Annotated in this window: 18 protein-coding genes; 15 read left to right on the plus strand and 3 right to left on the minus strand. The window is 45.3% G+C overall.

What is annotated here, in order from left to right; all coding sequences use genetic code 11:
• Nucleotides 1-53 precede the first annotated feature (53 nt).
• A complete protein-coding gene (cobO, locus tag ABD744_RS06740) occupies nucleotides 54-662 on the minus strand; it encodes a cob(I)yrinic acid a,c-diamide adenosyltransferase (RefSeq protein WP_344796735.1) in 609 nt (202 codons plus the stop codon).
• A 67-nt stretch (nucleotides 663-729) separates the two neighbouring features.
• On the minus strand, nucleotides 730-2,646 hold the full coding sequence (locus tag ABD744_RS06745; protein ID WP_344796737.1) for an ATP-binding protein: 1,917 nt from the start codon (nucleotides 2,644-2,646) through the stop codon (nucleotides 730-732).
• Nucleotides 2,647-2,877: 231 nt separating this feature from the next.
• On the opposite strand from ABD744_RS06745, the gene ABD744_RS06750 reads away from it, so the two are divergent.
• From ABD744_RS06750 to ABD744_RS06805, 12 genes are all read left to right on the plus strand, one after another.
• On the plus strand, nucleotides 2,878-4,248 hold the full coding sequence (locus ABD744_RS06750; RefSeq protein WP_344796739.1) for a cobyrinic acid a,c-diamide synthase CobB: 1,371 nt from the start codon (nucleotides 2,878-2,880) through the stop codon (nucleotides 4,246-4,248).
• An 11-nt stretch (nucleotides 4,249-4,259) separates the two neighbouring features.
• The gene (gene bluB / locus ABD744_RS06755; protein WP_344796741.1) at nucleotides 4,260-4,922 is read left to right on the plus strand and encodes a 5,6-dimethylbenzimidazole synthase; all 663 of its coding nucleotides are present in this window, start codon (nucleotides 4,260-4,262) and stop codon (nucleotides 4,920-4,922) included.
• 7 nt (nucleotides 4,923-4,929) lie between these two features.
• Entirely contained in the window at nucleotides 4,930-5,916 is a 987-nt protein-coding gene (gene cbiB, locus ABD744_RS06760; protein WP_344796743.1) for an adenosylcobinamide-phosphate synthase CbiB, read from the plus strand.
• The gene (gene cobD / locus ABD744_RS06765; RefSeq protein WP_344796745.1) at nucleotides 5,856-7,001 is read left to right on the plus strand and encodes a threonine-phosphate decarboxylase CobD; all 1,146 of its coding nucleotides are present in this window, start codon (nucleotides 5,856-5,858) and stop codon (nucleotides 6,999-7,001) included. The genes cbiB and cobD overlap by 61 nt, the downstream gene beginning before the upstream one ends.
• A 4-nt stretch (nucleotides 7,002-7,005) precedes the next feature.
• On the plus strand, nucleotides 7,006-8,508 hold the full coding sequence (locus tag ABD744_RS06770) for a cobyric acid synthase (RefSeq protein WP_344796747.1): 1,503 nt from the start codon (nucleotides 7,006-7,008) through the stop codon (nucleotides 8,506-8,508).
• Nucleotides 8,509-8,532: 24 nt separating this feature from the next.
• Nucleotides 8,533-8,886, plus strand: a complete 354-nt coding sequence (locus ABD744_RS06775) for a GDSL-type esterase/lipase family protein (RefSeq protein ID WP_344796749.1) — start codon at nucleotides 8,533-8,535, stop codon at nucleotides 8,884-8,886.
• A complete protein-coding gene (locus ABD744_RS06780) occupies nucleotides 8,887-9,144 on the plus strand; it encodes an SGNH/GDSL hydrolase family protein (protein ID WP_344796751.1) in 258 nt (85 codons plus the stop codon). It abuts the gene before it with no gap.
• Nucleotides 9,145-9,170: 26 nt separating this feature from the next.
• A complete protein-coding gene (locus ABD744_RS06785; RefSeq protein WP_344796753.1) occupies nucleotides 9,171-9,644 on the plus strand; it encodes a hypothetical protein in 474 nt (157 codons plus the stop codon).
• A 45-nt stretch (nucleotides 9,645-9,689) separates the two neighbouring features.
• On the plus strand, nucleotides 9,690-10,097 hold the full coding sequence (locus ABD744_RS06790) for a hypothetical protein (RefSeq protein ID WP_344796755.1): 408 nt from the start codon (nucleotides 9,690-9,692) through the stop codon (nucleotides 10,095-10,097).
• A gap of 14 nt (nucleotides 10,098-10,111) precedes the next feature.
• Complete coding sequence (locus tag ABD744_RS06795; RefSeq protein ID WP_344796757.1) at nucleotides 10,112-10,432, plus strand: hypothetical protein; 321 nt, start codon at nucleotides 10,112-10,114, stop codon at nucleotides 10,430-10,432.
• 150 nt (nucleotides 10,433-10,582) lie between these two features.
• Nucleotides 10,583-10,909: a YceK/YidQ family lipoprotein gene (locus tag ABD744_RS06800; RefSeq protein WP_344796759.1), complete on the plus strand. Its 327-nt coding sequence runs from the start codon at nucleotides 10,583-10,585 to the stop codon at nucleotides 10,907-10,909.
• 230 nt (nucleotides 10,910-11,139) lie between these two features.
• A complete protein-coding gene (locus ABD744_RS06805; protein WP_344796761.1) occupies nucleotides 11,140-13,029 on the plus strand; it encodes a flavin monoamine oxidase family protein in 1,890 nt (629 codons plus the stop codon).
• Nucleotides 13,030-13,280: 251 nt separating this feature from the next.
• Here the strand turns inward: ABD744_RS06805 and ilvC are convergent, their stop codons facing one another.
• Nucleotides 13,281-14,771: a ketol-acid reductoisomerase gene (gene ilvC, locus ABD744_RS06810; protein WP_344796763.1), complete on the minus strand. Its 1,491-nt coding sequence runs from the start codon at nucleotides 14,769-14,771 to the stop codon at nucleotides 13,281-13,283.
• 195 nt (nucleotides 14,772-14,966) lie between these two features.
• Between ilvC and ilvY the strand changes: the two genes are divergently transcribed.
• The 3 genes from ilvY to ABD744_RS06825 all read left to right on the plus strand — a co-directional run bounded on the left by ilvY (nucleotide 14,967) and on the right by ABD744_RS06825 (nucleotide 18,144).
• Entirely contained in the window at nucleotides 14,967-15,845 is an 879-nt protein-coding gene (gene ilvY, locus ABD744_RS06815) for an HTH-type transcriptional activator IlvY (protein ID WP_344796765.1), read from the plus strand.
• A 216-nt stretch (nucleotides 15,846-16,061) separates the two neighbouring features.
• Nucleotides 16,062-16,910, plus strand: coding sequence for a GGDEF domain-containing protein (locus ABD744_RS06820; protein ID WP_344796767.1), 849 nt, complete (start codon nucleotides 16,062-16,064; stop codon nucleotides 16,908-16,910).
• A gap of 343 nt (nucleotides 16,911-17,253) precedes the next feature.
• Entirely contained in the window at nucleotides 17,254-18,144 is an 891-nt protein-coding gene (locus tag ABD744_RS06825; RefSeq protein WP_344796769.1) for a glycosyl hydrolase family 18 protein, read from the plus strand.
• The last annotated feature ends 63 nt before the right edge of the window (nucleotides 18,145-18,207 follow it).

Below are 18,207 nucleotides of genomic sequence, written 5' to 3' on the forward strand. Positions count from 1 at the left end.
TGATCGTCCTGGATATCAAAGCTTGATAGGAGAGGCAGTTAACTGGGTGGAGTTTACCATTCAATGCCGGGTTGGGCTTTTACACCTTGGCGGAATGCATGTTTTTCATCCTGAACGTCACTGATGGTGTCTGCGATTTCTTGCAGATCTCGGTGCATTGTTCTGCCGGTAATCATCACGTTCTGATGTTTTGGGCGGTTTTGAAGGGCTTCAATTACAGGTTCGACAGGCAGGTATTTATATTTGAACATGTAACTCATTTCATCAAAAATCAGGATGTCGTAAGACGGATCTTTGAGCATCTTTTCCGCAATGGCCCAAGCCTGTTGTGCGGCTTCGATGTCTTGGCTTTTGTCCTGTGTTTCCCAGGTGAAGCCATGGCCCATGACATGAAAATCCACTTGCGGGTGATCTTTAAAGAAAAGATGTTCACCTGTGCTGCGACGTCCTTTGATGAACTGAATGACGCCCGCTTTTTGATTGTGGCCTAACGAGCGGGCCATAGTGCCAAAGGCTGAACTGGATTTACCTTTGCCATTGCCTTTTAACAGAATCAAAACACCACGTTCTTCAGTCGCTTTCGCGATACGAGCATCCACGACTTCTTTTTTCTTTGCCAAGCGGGCTTTGTGCTTGTCTTGTTCGATTTGGTCGATGCTCATTGTTTAATGTCCTTATTAGTGTGCGTTTAGAATCTGTTTGTTCAACGTACTTGGTTTAGCGGTCTGACTAAGAATGGCTCGATACTTTGGGTGTTTGAACGTCCAGGTTGGGTAAGTCTTCTAAATGGACGTAATGAGCTTTCATTTCCTGGGCCAGTTTTTGACACCGAGCGAGCCTGATTTGATTCAACTCTGTGTCTATGATGCTAATGTTGGCGTCCAGGTTGATATCTGAAATTTGATCTTTCACCCGACCATCGGTAAATAAGTATAAATAATTTTGCTGGGACGGGCTTTTTAATTTCGTTTTATGAAAAATTTCTCGTGCTTTTAGCAGTGCGAGTCGAAGTGGTGTGCCGCCACCGACCTGTATTTGGTTGAGCTGTTCAACAATATTCTTAGGCGCTCGTTTAGGAGAAATAACCAAACCCACTTTACCGTTACCGAATTGAAGGAGTGCGACGTCTTCGCGCTTCAAATAAAATTGATTCACCATTTGGGAAACAATGCCTTTGGCCTGACCTAATGCGTGTTTGTTTTGGGTCGAACCAGAGCAGTCCATCAAAATGACATGCAACTGACTTTGTTTATGGAAATTTCTGGCGTGGTGCAAGCGCTCAATTTTAGGTGTTTGGTCTGAAGTGCCTTTGAGGTTGATCGGGTCAGATAAGGTAGCAGGCCATGAAATTTTGGAAGAGGCCTGACGTTGGCTACCAGCGGTCAACCCGTTGGTGCTTTGAACTTTACCTTTTCGTTTTTTTTGCAGTTCATCAGAGGTGATGAAAGACAAGCTATTATGAGGCGGCTTTGAGAAAGGCAAGTTTGTTAATAAGGCCTGGCCGTTTCGTTCAAGGACAGTGTTCATTTCTGTCGTGGTCTCGGACGCAGAATCACCTTCATGAGAGCTGGTTTGCTTGGGCGAGTCGAGCTCTCCCCATTGCGTTTGCGTATCTTGGATTGGGTCATTCAGACTTTGGCTGCGATCCCTGAAGCTGTCTTTGGGTCTTCTGCCGGAAGAGCTTTGACCTTCATTTTTGTTTGAACCTGACTTTTCGTTCTTGTTGGAATCCGGTTCGTTAGGCGTTCCATTGGGAGGCGTATTTGGCGATGTAGGTGGCTGGTTGGTTCTTCGGTGCGTTAATACAAACTCTGCCACAGAATCGATGTGATTTTGTGTCACCTTGATAGAACCTTCCCACGAGGCCTGCGCTTTTGCTGCTCGTTGCATTGCAATATCTGCGCGTAAACCTTCGACGTGTGCCTGTGAGCAAAGTTCGGCTATGTACAGCTGTTGCTCTACGTTTAATTGGACATCCTTGAGTAATGAACGCGCCGTTAAGATTCTGTCTTTCAGTTGAAGTTGATCTGCTTCGTATTGCTCTGCAAATGACAAAGGGTGTTGATCAAATGCAATACGGCGATTGACCGCTTCGACACGCTGGTGTGGCGTGAGTTGTTCGTGCATATCGACAAATAAGCCGAATCGATCCAGTAGCTGTGGCCGTAACTCACCTTCGTCCGGGTTCATGGTGCCGATTAGCACAAACTTGGCCTCGTGCTGGTGTGATATGCCATCCCGCTCTACATGGTTGATGCCGCTTGCTGCCACATCCAATAATAAATCGACAAGGTGATCCGGCAATAAGTTAACTTCATCGACGTATAAAATGCCCTGATGAGCGCGGGCTAGTAAGCCTGGCGAAAAGGCAACCTCACCATTGGCCAGTATTTTTTCCAGATTTAAAGAGCCGACTAATTTTTCTTCCGTCGCACCGAGCGGTAAGGTAATGAATTCTTTTTGATTTGACGTGTTTGAAATCAGTTCGCCAAGGCCTCGGGCTAAAGTCGTTTTGCCTATGCCCCGCGGCCCACTGACTAAAACCCCGCCGAGATGAGGTTCAATGGCGGATAATATGAGCGCTTGTTTGAGTTTTTCCTGACCTATTACCGCAGAAAAGGGGTAGTGAAGATGTAATGTGCTCATATTAATTATTTGATACTCACAAATTTGTCCAGAAGCCTATGGCTTTAAGCGCAGACTTCAATAGGGTGCCGATGCTATCAGAGCGTGACCACTTGTCAATTATAGCCGGGTTACTTTAGGTTTCGATTCCGCCAGAAGAGGAAGGTTTCGATGGAATTTATGACATTTTGTTGCAACTTTGTAAAAATGAAATAAGCTATCTGCTACTTTTCTCTGTTAGTTGCTATGCACGTGTCTGATTTTCAACACAATTCTCAATCCATTATGTGTCCCGCATTAATTATTTCTGCGCCATCTTCCGGGCAAGGTAAAACCACAGCGACCGCTGCATTAGCACGCCTTTTCCGAAATCAGGGTAAACAGGTTCGGGTATTTAAAATTGGGCCGGATTTTCTCGATCCGATGATTCTTGAACAAGCCTCTGGTCAACCTGTATATCAGCTGGACCTCTTCATGGGTGGCGAACAGCATTGCCGACATCTGTTATATCAGGCGGCGTTAACGTCTGACCTGATTCTTATAGAAGGTGTAATGGGGTTGTTTGATGGTCACTCGTCCGCTGCAGACTTTGCATTTCGACTTAACATACCTGTAGTGGCTGTTATGGATGGCTCTGCGATGGCTCAATCCTTTGGTGCGATTGCGTTTGGTTTGGCAAATTATCGGGCAGGTCTTCCGTTCGCAGGTGTGCTGGCAAACAACGTTGGCAGTGAGGGGCATATGCGTATGTTACGAGACAGTTTGCCTGAGAATATGTTTTGGTTTGGCGCGCTTTTTCGATCAAAAGAAACGAGCGGGCAGGACATCAGCTTACCGTCTCGCCATCTGGGTTTGGTTCAGAAAAGTGAAATTGAAGATTTGGATGAGCGTTTGGATTGTGCTGCGCATCAACTGGCTCAAACCGGACTCTCTAAACTACCGGAGCCAGTTGAGTTTCAGCGGGTTGAAGATGTAAGCAGGTACGATCAACACATCAATAAAGGTATCTATGAATTAAAACCACTGGCAGGGTTAGCCGTTGCTGTTGCCTGTGATCAGGCGCTCGGCTTTATTTATCCGGCCAATGTTGATGTGCTGAAGCTGCTTGGTGCAGAGGTTGTCTATTTTTCGCCGCTGGCGGATCAGGTGCTGCCTGAAGCCGATGCTTTATACCTGCCGGGCGGTTACCCGGAACTGCATCATCAGGCTTTGGCACTCAATCAGTCTTTGACAGATCAAATTAATGAGTTTGCTGATCAGGGTAACCCCGTATTGGCTGAGTGTGGTGGCATGATGTGGCTGGTTGATGAATTAACCGATATTAGCGGTGACACTTCTGCCATGCTTGGTATACTGCCCGGTCATGCAAAAATGCAGAAACGTTTGACTGCGATCGCTATGCAACAAGTGGATTTACCGGAAGGAAAATTGGCCGGCCACACCTTTCATCATTCAAAGCTTGAAACGAAAATGGAGCCCATAGCGAAAGGAAAAAGTCCGTCGAACAAAGCAACCAGTGAATTGATTTACCGAAAAGGACGCATCACCGCCAGCTATGTCCATTATTATTTTCCTTCGAACCCGTCAGCGGTTGCTAAGCTGTTTTCTAAAGATGTTGTTTGAGACCCGAATTCATGAGTAAGCACGCGTTCAGTGATTCAGAAAAACAAGCCGTATATAGAGCCATTGCTGAACGCCGTGATATGCGTCATTTTAATGGAGAGCCGGTGGATGAACAGGTTCTTGCTCGATTGCTCCAGGCCGCGCATCAAGCGCCTAGCGTTGGTTTAATGCAACCTTGGCGAATTATGCGCATTACCGATGTGGCGCTTCGTGCAGAAATTCGTGATCTGGTCGAGAAAGAACGCGTTCATACAGCAGATGCGCTGGGTGAGCGAAGTGCTGAATTCATGCGTCTCAAAGTCGAAGGCATAGACCAGTGTGCTGAAGTTTTTGTGATGGCGCTTCAGGATCAAAGAGAACATCACGTATTTGGCCGAAGAACTCTGCCGGAAATGGATTTAGCCTCAGTATCTTGTGCCATTCAGAACCTTTGGTTGGCTGCGCGTGCCGAGGGTATTGGCGTCGGCTGGGTTTCTTTATTTGACCCGCAACAGTTGAGTGATTTACTTAATATGCCGACAGGCAGTAAGCCGGTGGCTGTACTTTGTATTGGTCATGTGGATGAGTTTTATTCAAAGCCAATGCTTGAACTGGAAGGTTGGACACAAGCCAAACCGCTGGATGATTTTCTGTGGGAAAACGGTTGGCAAAATACACCGATGAACGAGGAGTGAATGGATCATGGCCTTGGTGATATCCGTATTTATTTTGATTTTTGCAGTGTTGTTGGATTTAAAGTTTGGCGAACCTAAGCGTTACCACCCATTGGTTGGGTTTGGTCATTGGGTAGTCAAGTTGGAGTCGTTTTTAAACCATGAAACCAGTTACAGTGAACGACCAAATGTGGTGATTAAAGCCAAGGGCACCATTGCCTGGGCCATTGCCGTGGTTCCGATCGCTTTCGTTTTGGCTTGGTTGGTTGCACGGTTGCCTATGCCGATTTATGTGGTGGTTTCGATTGCTGTGTTGTATTTGTCCATTGGCCATAAAAGCTTACAGGAACATATTCTTCCTATTGCAGAGGCTTTATTGAAAGGCGACCAGGATGAGGCCAGAAGGCTGACATCTATGATTGTCAGCCGCGATCCGGCAGAAATGAATATTGAAAAGTCGGCCATTGAGTCGGCGCTGGAAAATGGCAGCGATTCGGTTTTTGCGCCGATTTTTTGGTTCTTAGTTGCAGGGCCGGTGGGCGCTTTGGTATATCGACTGGCGAATACGCTGGATGCAATGTGGGGATATCGAACCGAGCGTTATTTTAATTTTGGCTGGGCGGCCGCAAAAATAGATGATGCGCTAAACTATATCCCCGCCAGGTTGACTGCATTCAGTTATCTGGTGGTATCTAAGTTCATGGCCGACGCGGATGCCAAGGTGGGCGGGTTTCGCAAGGGTTTGCGTTGTTGGCGGGAGCAAGCAGCGTTGTTGTCTAGCCCCAATGGTGGCCCGGTAATGGCGGCAGGTGCCGGTGCGCTCGGTATTACTTTAGGTGGCCGCACTTGTTACCACGGAAAGTGGCAGGAAAAACCTGAGTTTGGTTGTGGGCCGGAAGCGACCGCTGAAGACATTCCAAGAGCCATGCAAATGGTTACCTACACTTTAGGTCTATGGGTTTCCATACCTTTCTTGGCGGTGATATTGGTGTTGTTCATGGGATGGGCCGCTTGAGTCGAGAGTTGTTAGAAAGTTCGGGTTTTCCTGTCTTGTCCTCTGCTGAACACGGCGGTCAGCTTCGTAAAGCAGCGGATTTGTTTAATATTCCATTGAATGATTGGCTCGATCTTTCGACAGGAATTAACCCCAACGGTTATCCGGTGGGGCACATTCCAGCCGAAGTCTGGCAACGTCTTCCTGAAGAAAATGATGGGCTCGAACTTGCCGCTAGCCGTTATTATCAATCCGAACATTTCGTGGCCTTGCCTGGCAGTCAGTGGTTGATTCAATCATTGCCATCTTTCATAAACGCTGGTGCTTCTAAATTAAAGGTAGGTGTTTTTGAACCCTCTTATTTTGAGCACGCAAAGGCTTGGCGTGACAGTGGTCATCAGTTAATACCACTGAAACACGATCTGCCAGAAGACGAAATAGAGCGGTTGCTGATCCAGCTTGATGTGCTTGTAGTTGTTAACCCAAATAACCCCACAGGTCGGATTTTTCAGAAAAATACACTTTTAAAGTGGCATGCTGTTCTTCAACAAAAAGGCGGTTACTTAGTTGTGGATGAAGCCTTTATGGATGCTGATTCGACAAACAGCCTTGTGCCTGATGCTCATCAAGCCGGATTAGTCGTATTACGTTCTTTAGGCAAGTTTTTTGGTTTGGCGGGCGTTCGCCTGGGGTTTGTCTTTGCGGAACAAGGCTTATTAACTGAAGTAAAAAACCGACTTGGCCCGTGGTCGATTGCTCATCCGACGCGTTGGGCGGCCAAACAAGCGCTCGAAGATCGGGGTTGGCAGAACACGACAAGAAATACTCTGAAAGCGGAAAGCGAACGATTAATTAACTTTCTTGAAGTAGCTGGATTGAATGCTTCAGGGGCAACGCCATTGTTTGTGTGGGTGGAATCGCCTGTTGCTACACAGTGGCATCAATCGTTAGCACAGCAAGGGATTTTAGTTCGGTTGTTTGTTGCTTCGTCGGTTTCAGGGTCAGCATCTTTACGGTTCGGGCTGCCTGCAGATGAGCAAGGCTGGCGGCGACTAGAATCAGCACTCGACTACTCATCTAACGAAATAATGAAAACAAACAGGTAAACGAATGACCAATAAAACTTTGATGGTACAAGGCTGTACTTCTGATGCAGGCAAGAGCATGTTTGTGACGGCACTTTGCAGAGCCATCAAGCGCAAAGGTATTTCGGTCGCACCTTTTAAACCACAGAATATGGCACTCAACAGTGCAGTAACGGCAGAAGGCGGCGAAATCGGCAGGGCGCAAGCCGTTCAGGCGGTTGCTTGTGGCTTGGCGCCTCACGTGGATATGAACCCGATTTTATTAAAGCCGAATTCGGACACCGGATCGCAAGTCATTGTTCATGGTAAAGCCATCACCAATATGACTGCGGCTAAGTATCACGATTATAAACTGACCGCGATGGATGCTGTGGTGGCATCACATCAACGTTTGGTGAATCAATACGACTGTGTGATGGTGGAGGGCGCCGGTTCACCTGCGGAGATTAATCTGCGAGCGAATGACATTGCCAACATGGGGTTTGCAGAACGAGTGGACTGTCCCGTTATCTTAATTGCTGATATTGACCGGGGTGGCGTATTTGCACACTTGGTAGGTACTTTAGAGTTGCTTTCTGAAACAGAACAAGCACGGGTTGTTGGGTTTGTGATTAACCGTTTTCGTGGTGATATTGGTTTATTAAAACCTGGGCTGGATTGGCTGGAAGAAAGGACGGGCAAACCTGTGTTGGGCGTGATGCCGTATTTGCATGGCCTGCACTTAGAGGCCGAAGACAGCTTAGCGTTAGACCGTCACCGCGCGGCAGAAGGCGACAAATTTCAGGTGGTGATTCCTCGGTTGCCACACATTAGTAACCATACCGATTTTGATCCGTTGACGTTACATCCGCAGTTATCTGTACAGTTTGTTGGTAATGATCAGCTGATAAGTGCTGATGGCCAATATCCTAAGGCCGACTTAATTATTCTTCCTGGTTCAAAGTCAGTCGCGACCGATCTTGAGTGGCTTAAACAACAAGGCTGGCAAGATTACATTCAACGTCATTTGAGGTTTGGGGGCAAAGTACTGGGCATTTGTGGTGGTTATCAAATGCTGGGCAAGACTCTGGAAGACCCGGACGAGATCGAAGGGGATGTTAAGCAAACGGAAGGTTTAGGTTTGCTGAGCATTTCGACTGTGCTTAAACCTGAAAAACAATTAAGGAACGTTCAAGGTGAGTTGAACATACCTTTAGCGGATGAACTGCTTTCAGTACCGGTTTCCGGGTATGAAATACATGCAGGCGTGACCAGCGGCAAGGATTTGGAAAAGCCATTAATAACGGCTTTAAACACAGATATAGGCCAGGATGGCGCGAGATCAACCGATAACCAAATTATCGGGACATATCTGCATGGATTGTTTGAAACCACCGAAGCCTGTAATCTCATCATGAGTTGGGCTGGTCTTAAAAATGCGCAGGCACCAGACTACGAAAAACTTCGTGAAGAAGGTATAGATAGAGTGGCGGATGCGGTTGAACAACACTTTGATCTGGATAAAGTGATTAAACTGTTAAATCTTTAAGTTTGGTATTTAGGACTATTTTCCATGGATAGGGTTAAGCATTTCTTCTGTTTTATATTCGTGCTCGTTCTGGTGGGTTGCAGTGACACCAAACAACTTTCACCACTGTCAACGGATGATACCATTCTTGCCTTTGGTGATAGCCTGACGTATGGCGTTGGCGCTAAAAATGGTAAGACCTACCCGGAGGTTCTCTCTGAGCTCACTGGCATACAAGTCATTAATGCCGGTGTGTCTGGCGAGACTACGTCCAAGGGCATACTCCGGTTTTCGGATGTTCTTGATGAGCATCAGCCGCAACTCATTATTCTGCTGGAAGGCGGTAACGATGTGCTGCGAAACCATCCTCCATCACAAACCAAAAGTAACCTTGCCTAAATGATAGAAGCTGCTCAGACGCGAGGTGTTGATGTGGTGTTAATCGGTGTTCCACAAAAAAGTCTGTTTTCCGACAGCGCGCCCTTGTATGGCGAACTGGCCGAGAAATACGGGTTGGTTTTTGAAGGTGAACTGCTTGCTGATATGCTCCGAAGTGCCAAATACAAATCTGACCCGATTCACTTAAATGCCGAGGGGTATGAGGTGTTTGCGGAAGGGGTTTATGAGGTGTTGAAGGTGAATGGGGCGGTTGAGTAAATTTCACATAGTAGGAGTGTTAATAAATGAGTTTAGGGACAATCATTAGAAATTGTAGGTTTTTACCTGTGCTGATGGCTTCATCGGTGCTTTCAAGTTTGGCATTCAGTTCGTCTGGTATTGAGCGTCTTGGCGATAGACAACAACAATCGAGACATTACGAAACTACTTTAATGTTAGATAAGGGTATTCTACATGGAAGGATAAAAGAACAGTTTGATAGCTGCTGGAAGAGTGAACCAAAAAAATTCACCAAAATCACTCCTCAAGTATATGGTGATATTTGGGAAGAAGAGAGTCGCTCGGTTTTTAAACTGTATTCAAATCCTGGGGCACCTCAAAAAGTCTTTCATACTCAAGTAGCTGAGATTTGGCTGTATGAGGATGGTAGTGAAGCAACAAAAGTAAAGATAAATACTCAAAAGGTCATCAATACTGAAACACTTATTTCTTGGGTGAATGGTCAAAAGGAATGTGCTTACCTGGATCATGGCTATTAACTGTAATAGCAGTACCATTTCTGATCACTAAGTAGTGAACATTCAATGAAATTAATACTCTCTCTTTTTATTTTAGTTGGTGCTTTTGTGGCTTCCTGGAAATACTACTTCTGGGAGCCAAGCGACTTCAGCAAAGACTCATTGGCCTATCATTTAAAAATAAGTCCTCAAATAAAAGCGTTTCCATTGTGGGAACCGAGCTCCGAACCTCTCTTTAAGTACTTCACTGGCGATGGTGTGAAGCAAACCACCGTTGCTATGATGTATAACTCAAATTTGAGTAAACGAGATTTGGTGCACCGGATTGAAGACTTAGGTCTTACATGCCGAATTTCCTCACAAGTTGTTTTTTGTACCAGAAATCATAACATTTCAATTATCTTGACTAGCAGTTTGGGTTCTACTGACGTGATTGTGGATGTGACGTTTATTGGGATGGAAGTTAATAGCTAACATCAAGGTCTAACATGGAAAGCAAAGAAATCGAATTTGATTCTGAATTATTTAAAGATTTGAAGAAGATTGCTGATCGAGAGGGGTTTCAGGAGTGTCTTGAAATATTGTCGACTTACAATAATCAAAAGCTGACCCTGAGTCAGGATCAGGCCCAATATTTAACAGATGTGCTGGGTTTTGAAGCCACACGATTGAGTCTTAAATCCCCTTATTCAGATGAGCACCCAAATTACACCGAAGAGGGTGCGGACGAGTGGGCTGATTTTTGCCAAAGTGTTGTTCCTCATGCGATGAACTGCATCAAGAGATATTTTGATGTGGAAGAGGAATGATTTGTAGTAGTTCAGACTTGCTCTGAACTACTACATCTGAACTAATTCATTTAAAGGTACAGACGGGGTTCATTCAGCCCGCATTCATCCACGGGCTTTATCATTAACTTAAAGAGGGCTTGCTCTCAGTTGCAATGATGGATGGTTTGGATGAAGTCTCATGTCGGTTTAATGTTTTTAGTCTTACTCTTATCTGGTTGCGGCACCGTCAACACGGTTTTCCGCGATGAGTATGTTGTCCATGTCAACATGAAAGAAGTTAAGACGAAATGCAGTTCCATTTCTCGAATATACAGTGGCGTGTCGTATGATTTATGTTTATTGCATGCTGAGCCTTCTTCATCGCCACTGATTTTGTCTGCCCCTGTGCCATTTGTGTTGGTTGATATTGCACTGTCAGGTGTTGCTGACACTGTTTTATTGCCGTACGGTATCTACAAGCAAGTTGATGCTGGCAACATCGAACTGAATCGTTAAGTGACCTTGCTTTCCTAAACTAAATTCAAATTTTGACCTATCTATGAAGCTTTCTTTGGTTGTTTTTATTACAACCAAATTGGGCTTTTTCTGTAATCACTTGTAGTAACTATTTTCCTCACTCTGGCTAGTCTTACTGTTTAGCGAGTTGTCAGCGACTTCTTGTGAAATAGGTAAGTTGAACGCGAATTTTAATCTGTACCCATTCGATTGGATTTAAGGAGAATAGGATGTCTAAAAATACAAGCCGTGCAGACTTTTTTAAGAGTAACCCCGCAGCCAAAGCCTGGTCAGTACTGGATGATGCTGCAAATAAGCAGATGGGGGTTACCTCTGGGTGTCCTAAGCTCGAAGAGGGTTGTTTCAAAGGAAAAACGGCCATTATTATTGGCTCTGGCGTCAGCGGACTAACAACTGCCTATGAGTTACTGGCGAAGAAGACAGGTATGAAAGTGACGATTCTTGAGGCGCAGAACCGAACGGGTGGTCGTTGTCTGACTTTACGTACTGGGGATACGCTAGTTCAAGATCAGGACAGTGAGTTGTTTCATTCAAAAAAGGGGAGTACCCAGGTTGTACGCTTTGATCGTCCGCAGGGTGATAATGAACCTTATCTCAATGCGGGGCCGGGTCGTATCCCGTCTGGCCATAAACGTTTATTACAGTATTTGAAAACCTTTGGTGTGGATGTCGAAGTCTATGTGATGGACAGTGCTTCGAACCTGGTTCAAACCACTGAAGGGTACGGTGGTAACCCTGTGGTGAGTCGTCGTTTGGATCATAATACCCGAGGCCATGTGGCTGAAATGGTCTATAAAAATGCTGACGTCTTAATCAATGGCCTGAATTCAGACTGCTCTGATGAAGAGAAGTCGTCACAGGTTGAAAAGCTGAAGGATCTGATGGTCAGTTTTGGTGATCTTAGCCCGAACGGTGATTATAACGTAGGGGCGGCGCCTGATGGTCAGGATGAGAATTTGAAAGCGTCTGATCGAGCTGGCTTTTCGGTACTGCCTGGCGTCGACAGTGGAGTAGTCGCTGAGATGCTGAACCTGAACAGTTTGTTGGATTCAGAGTTTTGGAAAGTTAATTTTTATCAACCACAGGACTTTTTATGGCAACCAACCTTGTTTCAGCCTGTGGGAGGGATGGATCAGGTGCAACATGCATTTGCGCAACAAGTGGCTGCTCTTGGCGGCACCATCCATTTAAACAGCCCTGTGAAGAAAATTGATTGGGACGAGGAAAACCAACAATTTGAAGTCCATGTCGCTCAGTTGGGTTCAGATCAATGCGAAGTGCTCAAGGCGGATTATTGCTTCAGTAATGTCGCGATTCCATTTTTGGAAAAAATGTTGTCAGATCGATTGCAGGGGGCAGGTGCAAATAAGGGCTTTGATGAAAGCTTTAAATCGGGCTTGAAGGCAGTATACAAAGCGCAAAATACCCCTGAACTTAAAGATGGGTTTCCGGATCGATTTTTAGCGTGTACTACCAAAATAGGGTGGCAGGCTGAACGCTCTTTATGGCAAGGCGGCCCTGTTGCGACGTGTCATGATGAGCACCTAAAAAGGCCGGATTCAGAAAAAGGGGTTGTCCCGATTTTTGGCGGTATTTCCCGAACCGACAATGAGATCGTTCAAATATGGTATCCATCGAACGATTATCATGATCAAAAAGGCATTTTGACAGGGTGTTATAACTATTCAAAGAATGCCTATGAGATGGGGAATTTACCCATTGATAAACGTCTCGAACGGGCTCGTGATGGTGCTAAGTTATTTGGTAAGGAATTTGGAGCGGGGCTGGAAAACGGGGTTGCGATTGCCTGGCAACACATGCCTTATATAAAAGGCGGTTGGGCGCAATGGCACTTGGTGGGTGAGAATACCGCCGAAAGTGTTCATCACTTTAATCATTTAACACAAGGCACGGGCGTTGATGGCAGCAAGCAACCGAACTTCTTTATTGTTGGTGATCAGTTGTCGTCATTACCTGGTTGGCAGGAAGGCGCCATTGTCGCTGCATTGAATGCTTTGTCGCGAGCCGCTGATTGCAGTTTGCCTATCCCTCATCTTGCAAGTTTGCCAGATACACGTGTTATGGTTGAAGGTGTTTAGTTAATCGAATCGGCAGGATTGCTTATATTTGTTAAGGTGCTTTAAAGCGCAAAAAAAAGCCCGCTTTGTGTACCTCATAAGAAGTCATAAAGCGGGCTTTTTTACGTTAACACTGCTCAAGTTTAGAGAAGCGTCAACGAGGCAGTTAAGGCGAGGCAAAAATTGGTGAGAGAGCGGAGTTTATAAGTTATAAATGAGCAACTCGAACCAATTTTTAACAACGCCTTAACAACGCAGGTAGCTTCTAACGATTAGTTAGTTGCTTCAACAATACGCTTCATATCTGTCATGTAGCCACGTAGCTCTTCACCGATGTACTCAACCGGGTGGTTACGGATAGCGTCGTTCACTTCAACCAAACGAGCGTTGTCTACAGAAGTAGAAGTTAGCTCAAGACCTTTACCGATCTCAGCAGTAGTAATAGAAGGCATGAACTTCTCAGCCAATAGAGGCACTGCAGCGTGAGCGAACAGGTAGCAGCCGTATTCAGCCGTGTCAGAGATCACAACGTTCATTTCGTAAAGCTTCTTACGAGCAATTGTGTTAGCGATCAATGGCGTTTCATGAAGAGACTCATAGTAAGCAGATTCTTCGATGATGCCAGACTCAACCATAGATTCAAACGCAAGCTCAACACCGGCTTTAACCATAGCAACAAGCATGATGCCTTTGTCGAAGTACTCTTGCTCGTCGATTACAGTGTCACAAGCGCCTTCTTTTTCGAAGCCTGTTTCAGCCGTTTCTTCACGCCACTTTAGAAGGTTCGCGTCGTCGTTTGCCCAGTCTTCCATCATAGTCTTAGAGAAGTGACCTGTGATGATGTCGTCCTGGTGCTTGCGGAACAATGGACGCATAAGCTCTTTCAGCTCTTCAGCCATGTCGAACGCTTTGATCTTAGCAGGGTTAGAAAGACGATCCATCATGTTAGTGATGCCGCCGATCTTCAATGCTTCAGTGATTGTTTCCCAACCGAACTGAATCAATTTAGCTGCGTATGGGCCGTCGATGCCTTCAGCAACCATTTTGTCGTAGCCCAAGATAGCGCCAGTCTGCAACATACCACATAGGATAGTTTGCTCACCCATAAGGTCAGACTTAACTTCAGCAACGAAAGAAGACTCAAGACAACCTGCACGGTCACCACCAGTTGCAGAAGCGTATGCTTTAGCAAGATCCCAGCCTTCGCCACGTGGATCGTTTTCAGGGTGAACAGCAAGAAGAGTAGGTACACCGAAGCCACGCTTGTATTCTTCACGTACTTCAGAACCAGGGCACTTAGGAGCAACCATGATTACTGTGATGTCTTCACGGATCTGCATGCCTTCTTCAACCACGTTAAAACCGTGAGAGTAAGCAAGTGCAGAGTCTTTCTTCATCAAAGGCATAACCGCTGTAACTACGGCAGTGTGCTGCTTATCAGGAGTTAGGTTAAGTACTAGATCAGCTTGAGGAATCAAGTCTTCGTAAGTACCAACAGTGAAACCGTTTTCAGAAGCGTTAACGAAAGAAGCACGCTTCTCTTCGATTGCTGCTGCACGTAGCGCGTAAGAAATGTCCAAACCTGAGTCACGCATGTTCAAACCTTGGTTAAGGCCTTGCGCACCACAACCAACGATGACGATTTTCTTACCTTTAAGATATTCACAACCTTCAGAAAACTCTGAACGGTCCATAAAACGACAACGACCAAGCTGGTCCAACTGCTCACGCAGGTTTAGCGTGTTGAAATAGTTATTAGACATCTTGTCTCTCCTATTTGTAGGTTATTCGGGATTTCAATGTGGTGCATTCTAGGCTAAGTTGATCGTTGCGTAAAATGCTATAATTGCTTTTTCTTATTGCACTTCTTGCAATGAAGGTGGTTGCAGGTAATGCAATGGCTACATTAGTTGTTGCTTTGATGGTGCGTATAGTACTGCTTGAATGAAGGTTTTGCTATGGAATACAAAGATTTGGAAGTATTTGTTCTGTTGGCAGAACATCAGAATTTAGGGGTAGTCAGCCAATTAATTCATTGCAGTTCTTCCACTTTAAGTCGACGTTTGAAGCGTATGGAAGAGGGCGTTGGTGCCAATTTATTTGACCGGGAGGGAACGCGATTACGTTTGACGGAAGAGGGCGAGTTATTCCGTCAACATTCTGAACAAGCCTTGGAGTTATGGCGGCAGTTTAAATTGTCTGTTCAACGTCAGGCAAGTGAGCTGCAGGGCCAGTTAAGTATTTATTGTTCAGTGACTGCGAGTTACAGTTTTTTATCCGAATTACTCAGCCGTTTTCGGGCGCAACATCCTTTGGTTGATATTCGTTTAATCACGGGCGATGCCGCTGAATCCATTCCTCATGTGCAATCCGGTGAGGCCGATGTGGTGATTGCCGCGCGTCCGGATCAACTGCCGGCTAACCTGACCTTTAAAACCATCACCACCGCACCCTTATTGTTCATTGCCCCGGTTGGGTTACAAACAGTGCCTGAATTACTTGAAGATGATATTGCCTGGGACAAGGTGCCTTTGGTGTTGTCGGAAACGGGTCTAGCAAGAACAAGAGTGGATCGCTGGTTTAAAAAGAAACGTTTGAAACAGAATATTTATGCGCAGGTTTCGGGTCATGAAGCCATTGTCAGTATGGTGAGTTTAGGTTGTGGGGTTGGCGTCGTGCCGGACTTGGTATTAAAGAACAGTCCCTTGATGAATAAGGTTCGAATAATGGAAGTATTGCCTGAGCTTGAACCCTTTGCAGTTGGCTTATGTGCTCAAAATAAACGCCTCAATGAGCCCTTGATTGCAGCTTTGTGGCAGACGGTGATGTGGGAGTAAGGCCTCATTGAAGGTTGTTGTGAAGGGTAGTGTTAAGGGAGGTATGTAGTTAAGCAGTATAGCAGAGGCAGCCAACCGTTGTGGCTGCGCTTAAGCCAAGTTCGAGGCTCTCGTTTACAATGTGGCGCTCGCCAATTGAGAGCTGCATGTCATCGCGTATGAACTATAATAATTAGACTTCTTTCTTGTTTGAAAGCCAGCGGAACACGCTAAATTTTGAAAACAATCTTCAGTATTTTAGATAAACGCTCGACCAAATTTATTTGGTGGTTAACTTTGTGTTTTTTACTGGTTTTGGCTGTTTTTTCGACTTTGTATGGTGACGTAATATTTTTAGAACTTTTTTATGTTTTTCCAATAATTATCGTTAGCTGGTATGGCTCTAAAAGGTCGGGCGTTATTCTGGCTATAGTGTCTTCTTTGGTTTTACTGTTCGGTAATGCTCTTCAAAGTGGGTTTGTGGCTATAAAAATTCTGAGTTACGGTATTCCGTGTGCATTGAGCTTTTCCGCTTTAGCAATACTCATAACTAATTTCCGAAATGTTCACCGTGAGGAGTCCCTCGCCGCTGACACCGATAATTTAACAAACATTTACAACTCACGAGGTTTTTATATTGAGTTGGCCAATGAGCTAGTGCGTTCATCCAGATATCAGCACATATTTTCTCTTGCTTTTATAGATATTGATAACTTTAAGTTTATAAATGATTCACGAGGTCACAGTGCCGGCGATCAATTACTCATAGAGGTTGCCAAGAGTTTAAAAAAATCTATGAGGGAAACTGACACTGTAGCAAGATTAGGTGGTGATGAGTTTTCTTGTTTGTTGCCTGAAACAGGACAAGAAGAAGCTAAAGCAGCTTTTTCAAAAGCCAGTACCTTATTAGCACGACGTATGGACCATGGTAAATGGCCGGTAACGTTTAGTGTTGGCATGGTAACATTTGAAACGATGCCTGCTGATATTAAGGAAGCGATGAAAGTTGCAGATGAACTCATGTACTCTGTCAAAAACTTCGCTAAAAATGATGTTTCGTACAAAATATGGCATGGCAGAATCTGAATTAATACTGGCTAACCTTTTGGATTAAACCCTTCGGGCCGAACCTTTCAGGTCGAACCTTTCAGGTCGAACCCTTCAGGTCGAACCCTTCTATTTGGTATTGCTTCATATTCCGGCCTGTAACAGGCTCAAAGGTGATGTCAGCCCAATTCCTGAAAGACATTTTTTATTTCTTAAATAACTACCTCTGTGTCCGAAAACTCTCATACCGGGTCAGACTTATCCCGGTTTTATATAAGAGATTGCGGGTATGCTGAAGCTGCAATGGTTCATACTTTTTAAATCGTGAGCTTCTAACCTTTTAATAGTGTTTGTAAAAACCACAATTTATTAAGGGGTTATTATGTCTAATATCAATAGCTGGCCATCAAAGTCGCTAGTCGGGTACGTTTCGGCCTATGGTTCGAGTGTACCGGCAAATGTTTCAGACAACATGATCAGAGAGGCAATTCAGAACAAGTATACGGTATTCGTTTATGCGTTTGGCTACGTTCATAAAGACAATCAGGTGTCTTTGCCTTCTGGCGTAGAGACTCCTGTGTCAAATCTGGCAGAACAGATCAATATGATTCATCAGGCCGGTGGTTTGGCGCTGCTTTCCTTTGGAGGGCAAAATAACACCTTCTTACCCACAGATCCGGTTGAGGCTGCAAAAAACACGGTTTTGCTTTGTCAGTATCACGGTTTTGATGGTGTCGACCTGGACTTGGAAGACATTGAAGTGGGCGTTGATTTTCTTGATTTATACGTCAGTACAATACGGCAAAAGGATTCATCTTTATTCATCACTGCGGCACCTCAAATAGCCGGGGGCTATGGCGGGCCTGCTTCCCTGGCACCTGCTAATGTCTTTACAACCAGTTTTTTAAAATCGGCGAACTTTGATGCGCTGTTCATACAGGAGTATAACCAATACGGCGGTGCTGTGTTTGATGGCCTTCAGGACACGGATGTAGGCTTTATATCGGCAAGTTATGGGCCTCTGACCAAGATTGTACCGGCGAGGACTAAAATTGTTGTCGGGGAACCAGCCTCGGGCAGTGCAGGTTCGGGTCTGTCTGATCCAAGTGATGTGGTAAAAGATATAGATTCAGGAGAAGTAATGCAGAGCCCTCAATACGGCGGCATTATGGTTTGGTCTATAAATTTTGATTATGAGCAAGATTGGAGTTTTAGCAGAACCGTTCACCAGGTTGTTGAGCCCGTATCTTCTTTTGAAACCCTGGAGGCCTAGGGAACCTCTTACATGAAAAGAGTGCTCGAAAGGCCTGCCAGTCCGCTGAGACAGGCCTTATTT

This window comes from Litoribacillus peritrichatus, from assembly GCF_039537985.1.
GTDB classification, from domain to species: domain Bacteria; phylum Pseudomonadota; class Gammaproteobacteria; order Pseudomonadales; family Litoribrevibacteraceae; genus Litoribacillus; species Litoribacillus peritrichatus.

What these genes read in the sequence shown, in the direction of transcription:
- cobO (WP_344796735.1), bottom strand. Translation starts at nt 662, where the DNA reads ATGAGCATCGACCAAATCGAACAAGACAAGCACAAAGCCCGCTTGGCA.
- ABD744_RS06745 (WP_344796737.1), bottom strand. Translation starts at nt 2,646, where the DNA reads ATGAGCACATTACATCTTCACTACCCCTTTTCTGCGGTAATAGGTCAG.
- bluB (WP_344796741.1), top strand. Translation starts at nt 4,260, where the DNA reads ATGAGTAAGCACGCGTTCAGTGATTCAGAAAAACAAGCCGTATATAGA.
- cbiB (WP_344796743.1), top strand. Translation starts at nt 4,930, where the DNA reads ATGGCCTTGGTGATATCCGTATTTATTTTGATTTTTGCAGTGTTGTTG.
- cobD (WP_344796745.1), top strand. Translation starts at nt 5,856, where the DNA reads ATGGGTTTCCATACCTTTCTTGGCGGTGATATTGGTGTTGTTCATGGG.
- ABD744_RS06770 (WP_344796747.1), top strand. Translation starts at nt 7,006, where the DNA reads ATGACCAATAAAACTTTGATGGTACAAGGCTGTACTTCTGATGCAGGC.
- ABD744_RS06775 (WP_344796749.1), top strand. Translation starts at nt 8,533, where the DNA reads ATGGATAGGGTTAAGCATTTCTTCTGTTTTATATTCGTGCTCGTTCTG.
- ABD744_RS06780 (WP_344796751.1), top strand. Translation starts at nt 8,887, where the DNA reads ATGATAGAAGCTGCTCAGACGCGAGGTGTTGATGTGGTGTTAATCGGT.
- ABD744_RS06785 (WP_344796753.1), top strand. Translation starts at nt 9,171, where the DNA reads ATGAGTTTAGGGACAATCATTAGAAATTGTAGGTTTTTACCTGTGCTG.
- ABD744_RS06790 (WP_344796755.1), top strand. Translation starts at nt 9,690, where the DNA reads ATGAAATTAATACTCTCTCTTTTTATTTTAGTTGGTGCTTTTGTGGCT.
- ABD744_RS06795 (WP_344796757.1), top strand. Translation starts at nt 10,112, where the DNA reads ATGGAAAGCAAAGAAATCGAATTTGATTCTGAATTATTTAAAGATTTG.
- ABD744_RS06800 (WP_344796759.1), top strand. Translation starts at nt 10,583, where the DNA reads ATGAAGTCTCATGTCGGTTTAATGTTTTTAGTCTTACTCTTATCTGGT.
- ABD744_RS06805 (WP_344796761.1), top strand. Translation starts at nt 11,140, where the DNA reads ATGTCTAAAAATACAAGCCGTGCAGACTTTTTTAAGAGTAACCCCGCA.
- ilvC (WP_344796763.1), bottom strand. Translation starts at nt 14,771, where the DNA reads ATGTCTAATAACTATTTCAACACGCTAAACCTGCGTGAGCAGTTGGAC.
- ilvY (WP_344796765.1), top strand. Translation starts at nt 14,967, where the DNA reads ATGGAATACAAAGATTTGGAAGTATTTGTTCTGTTGGCAGAACATCAG.
- ABD744_RS06825 (WP_344796769.1), top strand. Translation starts at nt 17,254, where the DNA reads ATGTCTAATATCAATAGCTGGCCATCAAAGTCGCTAGTCGGGTACGTT.